This window comes from Pseudomonas sp. MYb327, assembly GCF_040438925.1.
GTDB lineage: Bacteria > Pseudomonadota > Gammaproteobacteria > Pseudomonadales > Pseudomonadaceae > Aquipseudomonas.
On the sequence record NZ_CP159258.1, the window covers coordinates 3,148,503 to 3,161,069 of the forward strand.

Consider the following 12,567-nt stretch of genomic DNA (forward strand, 5'->3'; position numbering starts at 1 on the left):
ACGCTTGGGCCGACGCAAAGACCGCTAGTATAAGACGGAAATACCGCTTTAGGCAGCATTGCCCCTGATCCCCTGCCGTTGATTCTCGTTGAATGTAAGCGATTCACAACAGTGTCACTTAACTGTCACCCTACCCCTCTAGCCTTGAGGCTATTTCAAGGACGTTGACATGCCGCACGCCGAAACCTTGCCTCAAACCGCGCCAAACCTGACTGCCGTGCTGTTCGGTCTCAGTGGTTGCCTGGTAGATTTCGGTGCGCATTCGCGCTTGCAGGGCGGCCAGTCGACCGACCACGCCGAGGCTACCCCCGGCGCCCTCGATACCCTGCACAGCTTGCAGCGCCAACAAATCCCCTGCGCCTGGCTCGATGATCTTCCGGCGGACCTCAGCCAATCCCTGGCTAAAGTGCTGCCGGACTGGATCAAACCGTCGCAATATCCTGCAACAATCAATCCGTGGCCCGCACCGAATGCTTGCTGGCAAGCGTTGATGGCGCTGAATGTCGAACGCCTGGATGGTTGCGTGCTGGTCAGTGGTGAACCGCTCCTGCTGCAATCAGGGCTCAACGCCGGGTTGTGGACGATCGGATTGGCGTCCTGCGGTTCGCTCTGCGGCCTGTCGCCCACGCAGTGGCAGGCGTTGTCCCAGCAAGAACGTGACATCAAACGCGGCAAGGCAACGATGAAACTGTTCGGTCTGGGCGTGCATTCTGTAATTGATCACCTCGGCGATCTCGACAATTGTCTAGCCGATATCAGACTGCGTCGACTCAAAGGCGAAAAGCCGTGATCGAGATCATGCAGGTTACTCAGGAGTGGATTAATCTTAGGTAAGCCATAGATCTTTGGCGCGCCGTCGCGGTCTATGCCAGTGCCTATCGATAAAAGGAAGAACGCCATGCCTGCCCGCGAACTGCAAGAACAGCTCAATGCCCTGCGCGAGCAATTGGATAAGAATCCTCCGCTGACTGAAGTCGAGCGCGAAGACCTGCACAAACTGATGCAACAGATCGAACTTGAGCTTGAGCTCGAAACCAAGACCCAGGACGTCAACCTCGCCGATAACGTCAATCTGGCCGTCGAACGCTTCGAACTCGAACATCCGACCCTCGCCGGCACCCTGCGTCAAATCGGCCAAGCCCTGCACAGCATGGGCATCTGAACCCGCCGAATACCAAAAAGCCCCGCGAGTAATAGCGGGGCTTTCTATTTAGTCAGGCCCGAAATCCAAACCCTGTGGGAGCGAGCCTGCGCGCGATGTGGCCGGCTCATTCAAAGCCGATGCCGATTGACATACCGCCATCGCGAGCAGGCTCGCACCCACACTGGACCATTACTGTCGAACCAGACGATGATTCGGCAACTGCACTTCTTCAGTACTGCGATACGGATTGATATCCAATCCGCCACGTCGCACATAACGCGCATAAACCGTCAGTTTCTCCGGCTTCAGCAACCGCTGCAAATCAAGGAAGATCCGCTCCACGCATTGTTCATGGAAATCCGAATGCTGTCGGAAGCTGACGATGTATTCCAGCAAACTCGCATGATCCAGCGCTGCACCACGGTATTCCACCGCTACGCTGCCCCAGTCTGGCTGGCTGGTCACCGGGCAATTGGATTTGAGCAAATGGCTGTGCACGCTCTCTTCGACAATGCGCGAATCATCGCAACGCAGCAGTTCCGGACGCGGATGCTCGTAGTTGCTGACGCTGATATCCAGCTCATCGATGCACTCGCCCGGTAATGCCACCACGCCTTCGGTTTCTACGTCCTTCAGGCTGCGGATACGCACGCCGACCGGTTTGCCAGCAGCGGCCGACAAGTCTTTCACCAGCGTCGCTTCGAGGCTTGCGGTGTCGGCAAACGGCGTCTGGTTCAGGGAATTGAGGTACAGCTTGAACGACTTGGATTCGATGATGTTCGGCGAATCCGCCGGAATGCTGAATTCGCCGATCGCCACCACCGGTTTGCCCGACGGCAACAGCCACGACAGTTCGAAGCAGTTCCAGAAGTCCACGCCTTTGTAAGGCAGGGTTTCAGCCGTCAGGCCCAGCTCGGCCCACTTCGCGGTACGCGGGATCGGGAACAGCAGGGACGGCGTGTAAGTGGCGATGTATTCGCTGGATTTGCCCAGCGGCGAGTGTTCGGCTGCGGGATGCATGGCGGAAACCTGACTGAAGAATCAGCGGATTCTATCAGCCTTTGCTCCCGCCTTTGAGTGCTTACTGACTGACAGTCAATTTGCCGACCATGCCCGCCTGATAATGTCCGGGGATGTTGCAAGCAAATTCGAGGTTGGTAGCCTTGCTGAAGGTCCAGGTCAACTCGGCGGTTTTACCCGGCTCCACCAATACGCTGTTGGGGTCGTCGTGTTTCATGCCATGAGCCATGGATCCGTGATCCATACCGGCCATGGAGCTGTGGTCCATTTCCTTCACGCCCGTAGGCGTCAGCATGCCGCTTTGCTGCATCTGCAACATTTCCTGCTGATGCTTGGCATGCATCGCTGCGTCACCAAGGTTGAATTCATGCAGCAACTGGCCTTTATTCACCAGCACAAAACGAATGGTCTCACCGGCCTTGATATCAATAGCCTTGGGAGTGAACGACATGTCCCCCATCACTACCTCGACGCTACGAGTCGCCTTGGCCGCCGGTGCCGGTTGACCGAAATCGTAGGTGTGCCCCGGCGCCGCCCACGTCGGCGAACTCAGCGCCAATAGACAAGCAGCCAATGCCACGGATTTGCGCAAAAACATGGTCGTACTCCAACAAGATAAGGTTCAGCCTGTGGAAAACTCTAGACTGCCGCCACTGCCCGTAACCTGACAGGCAGATTACAACTTTGTCAGGTTGGCCTGTACCCTCGCCGCCCACGGTATAAAGCTGTCGTTCCATTTTTCCCGAGTTGCCCATGAAACTGCTAATCGTCGAAGACCAACCGAAAACCGGCCACTACCTGCGCCAGGGCTTGACCGAGGCCGGTTTCAACACTGAACTGGTGGCCGATGGCAGCACCGGCCAACACCTGGCCTTGAGCGGCGAATACGCGTTGTTGATTCTCGATGTGATGCTGCCCGGCCGCGATGGCTGGCAGATTCTGCAAGCAGTGCGCAGTGCTGGCCTGGATACGCCGGTACTATTTCTTACCGCAAAAGACGCCGTGGAGGACAGGGTTCATGGCCTGGAACTGGGTGCCGACGACTATCTGGTCAAGCCATTCGCCTTCTCCGAGCTGCTGGCCCGGGTTCGCAGCCTGTTGCGTCGTGGCAGCTCCACGCCTCAGGAAACCAGCCTGCAACTGGCCGACCTGCGCCTGGACCTGATCCGCCGCCGGGTGGAGCGCGGCGGACAGCGCATCGATCTGACGGCCAAGGAGTTCGCCTTGCTGGAAATGCTCCTGCGTCGCCAGGGCGAAGTGCTCCCGAAATCGCTGATCGCCTCCCAGGTCTGGGACATGAATTTCGACAGCGACACCAACGTCATCGAAGTGGCGATCCGCCGTTTGCGCCTGAAGATCGACGATGAATTCCCCAACAAGCTAATTCATACGGTGCGCGGTATGGGTTACGTCCTCGAAGAGCGTCCTGCCTGATGCGACACCTTTCGTTAAGCACTCGTCTGGCGTTGCTGTTTGCTGCTTGTACCGCAGTGGTGTCGTTGTTCGCCGGAGTGCTGTTCAGTCGCGCCAGCGAGGCGCACTTCATCGAGCTCGATCAACAACTGCTGGACGGCAAGTTGATTGGCTTGCGTCGCGCGCTGCACGACATTCAATCGAGCGAAAGCGAAGTCAAACTGGCCGATGAGTTGAGCAGGCAAGCGGATCTGTCCTTGCGGATCACTGGCCGCGACGGCCGGCGCTGGTACGACAGTTCGGCGAACTTGCCCGATGAACTTCCACAGCTGCCTGGCCTTTCGACCCTCAACAGCAATGGCACCGACTATCGCATCCTGAATGCGCCCCTGTTTTTCGACAAGCCTGACTCCCCCCGATTGACCCTGCTGCTGGACATCACCCATCACCAGCACTTTCTGCAACGCATGCAGCACTTGATCTGGCTGACGGTCGGCCTATCAGCCTTGGCCACCGCCCTGCTCGGCGCCTGGGCGGCGCGCAGCGGGTTGCGGCCGTTGCGGCGCATGAGTGCGGTTGCCAGCGGCGTCTCGGCGCAATCACTCGATGCACGTTTACCGGAAGCGGACATGCCGCCGGAACTTGCGGAAATGGCCCACAACTTCAACGCCATGCTCGGACGCCTCGACGACTCCTTTCAGCGGCTCTCGGCGTTCTCCGCCGACATTGCTCATGAACTGCGTACACCGCTGTCGAACCTGCTGACCCACACCCAGGTCACCCTCACCCGCCCGCGCCCCATCGAGGATTATCGCGAGGCGTTGCACAGCAACCTCGAAGAACTGCAATGGATGGCGCAATTGGTCAACGACATGTTGTACCTGGCCAAAGCTGACCACGGTTTGTTAGTGCCCAAACGCGAATCGCTGGAACTGGCAGAAGAAGCGGATGTATTGCTGGAGTTTTTTGCGCCGTTGGCCGAAGACGCTCAAGTCACGCTGAGCCGCGACGGAAATGCACGGATCGAGGGCGACCGCAGCATGTTGCGCCGGGCACTTTCCAACTTGCTGGACAATGCGTTGCGGTTTACGCCGGCCAATGGAGAGGTTCGGCTGCGGATCGTCGATCAGCCAAAAGGCCTGAGCCTGATGGTTGAAAATAGCGGGGGCGGGATTTCCGAAGATTTGTTGCCGCGCCTGTTCGATCGCTTCTACCGAACAGATCCGGCACGACATGAAGGGAGCAGTGAGCATGCGGGGTTGGGATTGGCCATTACCCAGTCGATTGTCCGTGCCCATGGTGGGCAGATTCGTTGCGAATCGGCGGATGGGTGGACCAGGTTTGTGATTGAGTTGCCAAAAGGTGGTTGAGTCCGGCAGGTCCGGCCTCATCGCTGGCAAGCCAGCTCCTACAGGGATCTGCGTGGTACACGTGTTATGTGAACGCCAAAAAACCTGTAGGAGCTGGCTTGCCAGCGAAAGCGGTCTAAAGGTTACGAGTATCTCAGCGCATGAGCCGGCTCGATCTTCGCCGCCCGCCAAGCCGGGTAAACCGTGGCCAGGAAGCTCAACACAAACCCCGCCGAACAAATCAACGCCACATCCGCACCCTGCAATTCAGACGGCAGATTGCTGACGAAATACACGTCGGAACTGAAGATGTGCTGGCCGCTGACCCGCTCGATCCAGCCGACAATCTGGCTGACATTCAGCGCTGCAATCACACCGAGAATGCCCCCGATCAAGGTGCCGACAATCCCGATCACCGTGCCCTGCACCATGAAAATCGCCATGATTTGCCGTGGCGTGGCACCGATGGTGCGCAGGATCGCGATATCCGCGCCCTTGTCGTTCACCACCATGATCAGGGTCGCGATGATGTTGAACGCCGCCACCGCGACGATCATCAGCAACAGCAGGCCGATCATGGTTTTTTCCATCTTCATTGCGCTGAACAGGCTGCCCTGGGTGTGGGTCCAGTCATCAGCCTTGTAGGCGGCACCGAGGCCGCTGGCGATGTCGTTCGACACTTGCGGAGCAGCATACAAATCCTTCACCGCCAGGCGCACGCTCTGCACCTGATTCGGCTCCCAGTGCTGCATCTGCGCGGCGTCGGCGACGTGGATCAGCGCCATAGAGCCGTCCAGCTCGGCGCCGACCTTGAACACGCCAACCACATTCAGGCGTTGCATGCGCGGGGTAATCCCGCCCGGCGCTGTGCTCACTTCCGGCACGATCAAGGTGATCTTGTCGCCGACATTCAAGCGGAAGCGCCGCGCGGTGATCTCGCCGATCACCACACCAAACTCGCCCGGTTTCAAGGCATCAAGACGCCCCTGGACGATATGCTTGGCGACGATCGACACCTGGCCTTCCAGCGCCGGATCAACGCCGCTGACCTGGATCGGCTGCATCGTGCCTTTATAGGAGAGCATGCCTTCCATTTCGGTGAACGGTACGGCCGCCGTCACTTCCGGGTTTTTCATCGCGGCCGCCGCTACCGGCTGCCAGTCGCTGATCGGATTAACGCCGACGATGGTCGCGTGAGGCACCATGCCGAGGATCCGCGAGCTCATTTCGCGCTGGAAGCCATTCATCACCGACAGCACCACGATCATTGCCAGCACGCCGAGGGCGAGGCCGATCATCGAGGTCATCGAGATGAAGGAAACAAAGCGATTGCGGCGCTTGGCGCGGGTATAGCGCGTGCCAATAAAGATCGATAACGGTCTGAACATTCGCTGGGGCACCGTATGGAAATAAATGACCCGGCGCCTTTTCAGGCATCGGGTTTCAGCCAATCAGATAGGAGTGAGGCAACCTTCCTGCAGGTGCAGGACGCGATCCATCTGGCGGGCCAGGTTCATGTCGTGGGTCACCACCAGGAACGCCGTGCGCATCGAGGTGCTGAGTTCCAGCATCAAGTCCTGGATCCCCTGGGCGGTGTGGGAATCGAGGTTGCCGGTCGGTTCGTCGAGCATCACCAGGCCCGGATTGTTCACCAGGGCGCGGGCGATGGCCACACGCTGACGCTCACCACCGGACAATTCGGCCGGTTTGTGTTCCAGGCGATGACCCAGCCCTACCCGCTCCAGCAACGCCGTGGCACGCTGACGCGCTTCGGGGATCGCGGTCTTGCCGATCAGTAGCGGCATGCAGACGTTTTCCAGGGCGGTGAATTCCGGCAGCAAGTGGTGGAACTGGTACACGAAACCGAGGGCACGGTTACGCAGCAGCCCGCGTTTCTTTTCACTCAGCGCCGACAGCTCTTCGCCGTCGAGCCAGACGCTGCCCTTGGTCGGCGTATCGAGGCCGCCCAGCAGGTTGAGCAAGGTGCTCTTGCCCGAGCCCGACTTGCCGACAATCGCCACACGTTCACCGGGGTGTAACTCCAGTTGCAGACCGGCCAACACCTCAACCGACTCCGGGCCTTCCTCGTAGGACTTGCCCAGGCTGCGGCAGCTCAAGATTGCTTTATCACTCATGCCCGACTCACTCATAACGTAGCGCCTCCGCAGGCTGGGTGCGAGCGGCACGCCAGGCTGGATACAGGGTGGCGAGGAAACTCAGGACCAACGCCGCAGAGCAGACCATCACAACATCCTGGCTTTGCACTTGCGACGGCAGGTAATCAATGAAGTACACATCGGCGTTGAGGAACTTGTGTCCGATCAGGTTTTCAAGTGCCGAGATCGCGGCACTGACGTTCAACGCGGCGAAAATACCGACCACCGCGCCGATGGCCGTACCGACCACGCCGATCACCGTGCCCTGAACCATGAACGTACGCATGATGGTGCCAGGCGTGGCGCCGAGGGTGCGCAGGATCGCGATGTCGCCCTTCTTGTCGTTCACCACCATGACCAGCGTGGAAATAATGTTGAACGCAGCGACGGCAACGATCAGCAACAACAGCAGGCCGATCATGGCTTTTTCCATGCGGATTGCTTGATACAGGTTGCCGTGGGTACGGGTCCAGTCGCGGGCGTAATAACGATCTTCACCGAGCTCGCGAGCAATGCTCCACGCGGTACGCGGCGCCTGGAACAGGTCGTCGAACTTAAGACGAATCCCCTGGACCTGATCCGGTTTCCAGCGGTGCAGCCGCGCCAGGTCCTGCAGATTGGTGATGCCCAGGTAGCCGTCGAGCTCGCCGGCGCCGACGTGAAAAATGCCGACCACGGTGAAGCGTTTCATTCGCGGGAACATCCCGGCCGGAGTCACGGTGACTTCCGGTGCGACGAATGTCAGCTTGTCGCCGATGGCCGCGCCGAGCTTGGCCGCTGCCTTGTCGCCGATGACGATGCCGAACTCGCCCGGCACCAGGTCATCGAGTTTTCCCTGCTGCATGAAATTATCAATGATCGACACCTGGCGCTCGAGAGCCGGGTCGATGGCATTGAGCAGGACTTTGGAGACTTTGCCGTTGTTGGTCAGCAAACCCTGCATTTGCGTGAACGGCGCCACGGCCGTCACTTGCGGGTTCTGCTTGACCTTGCTGGCGAGGCTTTGCCAATCGCTGATCGGCTCGCCGGACTCGATGGTCGCGTGAGGCACCATGCCCAGCACGCGGGTGCGCATCTCATGATCGAAGCCGTTCATGACCGACAGCACCACGATCATCACGACCACGCCAAGGGCGAGCCCGATCATCGAAGTCAGGGAAATGAATGACACAAAATGATTGCGACGCTTTGCACGGGTATAACGCGTGCCGATAAATACGAAGAGAGGTCTGAACATGTCGGGGCTTGTTCGGAGGGAAAAGGAACGTCCTTGTGGCGGGGGTCGATAACCAGCTTTACACTCAGACCACCGCCGCTACCATGGGTTCGCCATGTCGACATTAGATGAAGAAGATCGCCGCGAATACTACCGTATCGAGGACACGATCGCACTGGAAATTCGGCCCCTGTCCGCTCCCGAAGCCGCAGGCCAGGAAGTGTTGCAGGATGCTTCCCCACTCTTCAATGTGCTCAGCGAATTGCACCTGAGCGAATTCGAGTCGCAACACCTGCTGCGCCAGATCAGCGAGCGCGACCGGAATCTCGCGGCGTTCCTGAAATCCCAGAATAAACGTATCGACTTGTTGAGCCAGGTGATCGCCATCACCGTGCTCGGGCAGATCGGCGAGCCACAACCGGTGATCATTTCTGAAGGCGGCATCGAATTTCAGCACCCAACGCCGTTTGCCGCCGGGGCTCACCTGTCGGTCAAACTGGTGTTGATGCCGCAAGCCCTGGGCCTGTTGCTGCGGGCTCGGGTGATCCATTGCGACCGCAAGGGTGATGGTTACGACGTCGGCACCGAGTTCGAACACCCGACCGACGCCCAGCGGCAACTGCTGGCCCGCTACATCTTGCAGAAGCAGGCCCAGGAACGACGCCTGGCCCGCGACCAACTCGAATCAGGCATTTAAATTAAGGAAGAACCGTGACCCTCATCTACGGCCATCGCGGCGCCAAGGGCGAAGCACCGGAAAACACCCTGACCAGTTTTCAGGAATGTCTCAAGCACGGCGTGCGCCGTTGCGAACTGGACCTGCACCTGTCCATGGACGGCGAGCTGATGGTCATCCACGACCCGACCCTCAAGCGCACCACCGACCGTCGCGGCAAAGTCGCCGAACACACCGCAGCGGAACTGGTGACCTACGACGCACGCAAGGGGGGCCCGGGCTGGATCAAGCCGTGCCCGATTCCGACGCTGGAGCAGTTGTTCGAGCAATGCGATTTCGATCACTGGCAACTGGAAGTCAAAAGCGCGTCACGCACCCGCGCTGCGACCACCGTGTTGGGGATTCGGGAAATGGCGCAACGCCATGGCCTGCTGGACAAGGTGACGATCACGTCGAGTTCGCGTGAAGTGCTCAAAGCCGCACTAGACTTGGTGCCGGACGTTTCCCGCGGCTTGGTGGCCGAGTACGCCTGGCTCGACCCATTGAAGGTCGCGGCAAGCTATGGCTGTGAGATTCTGGCGCTGAACTGGACCCTGTGTACGCCGGAACGCCTGGAGAAGGCGCAGCGTCAGGGGTTGCATGTGTCTGTATGGACAGTCAACGAGCCCGCGCTGATGCGCAGACTCGCCGACTTCGGCGTTGACAGCCTGATTACAGACTTTCCCGGTTTGGCCACTGCCACGCTCGAGAATTGCTGAAATCGGTCTCCCCGGCCGGCTCAGGCCACCGGCCGGAGCCGCTCAAAAAAGCCGGTTGAGGCCGTCGTACGCTGCTACGCGATAGGCTTCGGCCATGGTCGGGTAGTTGAACGTAGTGTTGACGAAGTACTTCAGCGTGTTCAGTTCGCCCGGCTGGTTCATGATCGCCTGACCGATGTGGACGATCTCCGACGCCTGGTAACCGAAGCAGTGCACGCCTAGCACTTCCAGGGTTTCGCGGTGGAACAGGATCTTCAACATTCCTTGCGGCTCACCGGCAATCTGCGCACGGGCCATGCTCTTGAAGAACGCCTTGCCCACTTCGTACGGCACCTTGGCCTGGGTCAGCTCCTGCTCGTTCTTGCCGATCGAGCTGATCTCCGGAATGGTGTAGATGCCGGTCGGCACGTCATTGACGAAGCGCCAGCTGCCGTTATCAACGATGCTGCCAGCAGCCGAACGGCCCTGGTCGTGGGCAGCACTGGCCAGGCTTGGCCAGCCGATCACGTCACCGGCGCCATAGATGTTCTGGATGCCGGTGCGGTAGTTTTCGTCGACTTCGATCTGGCCACGGCTGTTGACCTTCACGCCGATGTTCTCCAGACCCAACTGATCGGTGTTACCGGTGCGGCCGTTGCACCAGAGCAAGGCGTCGGCCTTGATCTTCTTGCCAGATTTCAGATGCAGGATCACGCCGTTGTCCACGCCTTCGACGCGGTCGTAGTCTTCGTTGTGGCGAACCGTGATGTTGTTGTTGCTGAAGTGGTAGCTCAACGCCTGGGAAATTTCCGAGTCGAGGAAGCTCAGCAACTGACCGCGGTTGTCCACCAGCTCAACCAATACACCCAGACCGCTGAAGATCGACGCGTATTCGCAACCGATCACGCCGGCGCCGTAAACGATGAGTTTGCGCGGGGTGTGACCGAGGCTGAGGATGGTGTCGCTATCGTAGATACGCGGGTGGTGGAAATCGATATCGGCCGGGCGATACGGGCGCGAGCCAGTGGCGATGATGATGTGCTTGGCCACCAGTTTTTCGACCACGCCGTTGGCGCAGACCACTTCGATGGTTTGCTCGTCGGCGAAGCTGCCAGTGCCGAAGAACACGTCGACGCGATTTCGGGCGTAATAGCCAGTGCGCGAAGCGACTTGTTTGGAGATGACTTTCTCGGCGCTTTTCAGCACGTCCGGGAACGAAAACCAGCGTGGCTCACCAATGGCCCGGAACATCGGATTGGTGTTGAACTGCATGATCTGCCGGACCGAGTGACGCAGTGCCTTGGACGGGATGGTGCCCAAGTGAGTGCAGTTGCCGCCGACCTGGCGACGGCTGTCGACCATCGCCACCTTGCGTCCTGCCTTGGCGGCGTTCATTGCCGCGCCTTCCCCCGCCGGGCCGGAACCCAACACCACCACGTCGTAGTTGTAGACAGCCATGCGTACTCCTCAGAACAGGCCGTGGCGCCATCGGCACCTGCGGCTAAATCACGCCAATCTGTGGCATGAAGGAACAATTTGGGGCCAGTGCAGAACCCGGACACAGTCTATAGAAGCGTCAACGCCGCGCACATTAACCCTTGGTCGCGTCGTAGGCTAGTTTTGCCTGCACTACAACGCCACTTTTCAGTGCTTGAATGGCCACAATCACTCGGTTTTTCCGCCGCTAAGGCGTTCAAAAGCGTGACTGCTGCGTGTGACGAAACCTGTATCGGCACGAATCACAAAAAATGCGCCGATGTCGTGTTTTTCCGCGTAGTCCCAACCGCGCTCCGGGCCGAGAATCAGCAACAGCGTAGATAAGCCATCGGCCATCAACGCTGAAGGATGAATCACCGTGACGGATGCCAGAGTGTGTGAGACCGGCGCACCGGTGCGGGCATCGAAGGTGTGGGAAAAACGCTGGCCGCCCTGTACGAAATAATTACGGTAGTCGCCGGACGTGGATAAGCCATAGCCGTCGATGGCAATAATGCGCTCGGCCACTTGTTGATCGTCACGAGGTTCTTCCAGGGCGATGCGCCACGGTGATCCATCGAGTTTGCGGCCGGCTGCCTTGAGTTCGCCAGTGGCTTCGGTGAGGTAGTTGTGGATGCCCAGGGCTTCGAGCCTTGCGGCGATCCTGTCGACCGCGTAACCGGCGGCGATGCTGTTGAAATCGACCTCGACGGCGGCGTCCTTGCACAGTTCATCGCCGTCGATGCGCAGATGATTGTGACCGACGCGTTGCCGCACTTCGGCCAGTGCTTGGGCAGTGGGGACTTTTTCTTCACGGGCCTGCGGGCCGAAACCCCAGAGATTGAGCAGCGGTTCTACCGTCAAATCGAAGGAGCCTTCGCTTTGAACTGAGAACTGCTCGCCGACGCGGACCAATTCGAGGATCGGCGCCGGCATTTTCTGACAGCGGTGGGCGGGCAAGGCATTGAAGCGCTCGATGTCGGAGTCGCTGCGGTAGGTCGACATCTGTTGGTCGACTTCAGTCAGGACTTTTTCGACCTCGGCCTGAACATCTACCGGAGCAGGAAGATCGGCGTGACGCACGTATTTGATTGAATACGTACTGCCCATGGTCGGGCCGCCGAAGCTTTCCATGGAGTCGTCGTTGCCGCAGGCAGACAACATGCCCATCAGCACCACAAGACCAAGCCGCCGCCACGTCAACAAATCCCGCATCCTTCTGAATGAACCCTGACACAACGCCAAGGCTAATCATTATGCGATAGAACTGTAGGAGCGAGCCTGCTCGCGAAAGCGGTGTGTCAGCCATATCCGTTTCGACTGACACTCCGCTATCGCGGGCAAGCCCGCTCCCACAGTGATTTGCGTGATGCCAAAGAT

General features: G+C 59.1%; 13 protein-coding genes. 6 read left to right on the forward strand and 7 right to left on the reverse strand.

Annotation, left to right across the window (positions count from 1 at the left end):
• Positions 1-169: 169 nt before the first annotated feature.
• Both ABVN21_RS14190 and ABVN21_RS14195 read left to right on the forward strand, forming a co-directional pair.
• Positions 170-790: an HAD family phosphatase gene (locus ABVN21_RS14190; RefSeq protein ID WP_339553220.1), complete on the forward strand. Its 621-nt coding sequence runs from the start codon at positions 170-172 to the stop codon at positions 788-790.
• Positions 791-898: 108 nt separating this feature from the next.
• Positions 899-1,162, forward strand: coding sequence for a DUF4404 family protein (locus tag ABVN21_RS14195; RefSeq protein ID WP_339553219.1), 264 nt, complete (start codon positions 899-901; stop codon positions 1,160-1,162).
• Positions 1,163-1,333: 171 nt separating this feature from the next.
• Here ABVN21_RS14195 and queF read toward each other — a convergent pair whose 3' ends face one another.
• Positions 1,334-2,164: an NADPH-dependent 7-cyano-7-deazaguanine reductase QueF gene (gene queF, locus ABVN21_RS14200; RefSeq protein ID WP_339553218.1), complete on the reverse strand. Its 831-nt coding sequence runs from the start codon at positions 2,162-2,164 to the stop codon at positions 1,334-1,336.
• 61 nt (positions 2,165-2,225) lie between these two features.
• Positions 2,226-2,762 (reverse strand): cupredoxin family protein, encoded by a 537-nt coding sequence (locus ABVN21_RS14205; RefSeq protein WP_339553217.1) that lies wholly within the window; start codon positions 2,760-2,762, stop codon positions 2,226-2,228.
• Between the two features lie 155 nt (positions 2,763-2,917).
• Here ABVN21_RS14205 and ABVN21_RS14210 point away from each other — a divergent pair, with 155 nt between their 5' ends.
• The gene (locus ABVN21_RS14210) at positions 2,918-3,598 is read left to right on the forward strand and encodes a heavy metal response regulator transcription factor (protein WP_339553216.1); all 681 of its coding nucleotides are present in this window, start codon (positions 2,918-2,920) and stop codon (positions 3,596-3,598) included.
• Positions 3,598-4,947 carry a heavy metal sensor histidine kinase gene (locus tag ABVN21_RS14215; RefSeq protein ID WP_339553215.1) on the forward strand — a complete coding sequence of 450 codons (1,350 nt, stop codon included), beginning with the start codon at positions 3,598-3,600 and terminating at the stop codon, positions 4,945-4,947. The genes ABVN21_RS14210 and ABVN21_RS14215 overlap by 1 nt, the downstream gene beginning before the upstream one ends.
• A gap of 122 nt (positions 4,948-5,069) precedes the next feature.
• On the opposite strand, the gene ABVN21_RS14220 is transcribed toward ABVN21_RS14215, so the two are convergent.
• From ABVN21_RS14220 to ABVN21_RS14230, 3 genes are all read right to left on the reverse strand, one after another.
• Positions 5,070-6,314: a lipoprotein-releasing ABC transporter permease subunit gene (locus ABVN21_RS14220; protein ID WP_339553214.1), complete on the reverse strand. Its 1,245-nt coding sequence runs from the start codon at positions 6,312-6,314 to the stop codon at positions 5,070-5,072.
• A 63-nt stretch (positions 6,315-6,377) separates the two neighbouring features.
• On the reverse strand, positions 6,378-7,061 hold the full coding sequence (lolD, locus tag ABVN21_RS14225; protein ID WP_173677889.1) for a lipoprotein-releasing ABC transporter ATP-binding protein LolD: 684 nt from the start codon (positions 7,059-7,061) through the stop codon (positions 6,378-6,380).
• Between the two features lie 7 nt (positions 7,062-7,068).
• Positions 7,069-8,319 carry a lipoprotein-releasing ABC transporter permease subunit gene (locus tag ABVN21_RS14230; RefSeq protein ID WP_339553213.1) on the reverse strand — a complete coding sequence of 417 codons (1,251 nt, stop codon included), beginning with the start codon at positions 8,317-8,319 and terminating at the stop codon, positions 7,069-7,071.
• A gap of 94 nt (positions 8,320-8,413) precedes the next feature.
• Here ABVN21_RS14230 and ABVN21_RS14235 point away from each other — a divergent pair, with 94 nt between their 5' ends.
• On the forward strand, positions 8,414-8,995 hold the full coding sequence (locus ABVN21_RS14235) for a PilZ domain-containing protein (protein WP_339553212.1): 582 nt from the start codon (positions 8,414-8,416) through the stop codon (positions 8,993-8,995).
• A gap of 14 nt (positions 8,996-9,009) precedes the next feature.
• Complete coding sequence (locus ABVN21_RS14240) at positions 9,010-9,732, forward strand: glycerophosphodiester phosphodiesterase family protein (RefSeq protein WP_034147883.1); 723 nt, start codon at positions 9,010-9,012, stop codon at positions 9,730-9,732.
• A gap of 42 nt (positions 9,733-9,774) precedes the next feature.
• Here ABVN21_RS14240 and sthA read toward each other — a convergent pair whose 3' ends face one another.
• Positions 9,775-11,169, reverse strand: a complete 1,395-nt coding sequence (sthA, locus tag ABVN21_RS14245) for a Si-specific NAD(P)(+) transhydrogenase (protein ID WP_034147884.1) — start codon at positions 11,167-11,169, stop codon at positions 9,775-9,777.
• 207 nt (positions 11,170-11,376) lie between these two features.
• A complete protein-coding gene (locus ABVN21_RS14250; protein WP_339553211.1) occupies positions 11,377-12,402 on the reverse strand; it encodes an FAD:protein FMN transferase in 1,026 nt (341 codons plus the stop codon).
• Positions 12,403-12,567: the final 165 nt, after the last annotated feature.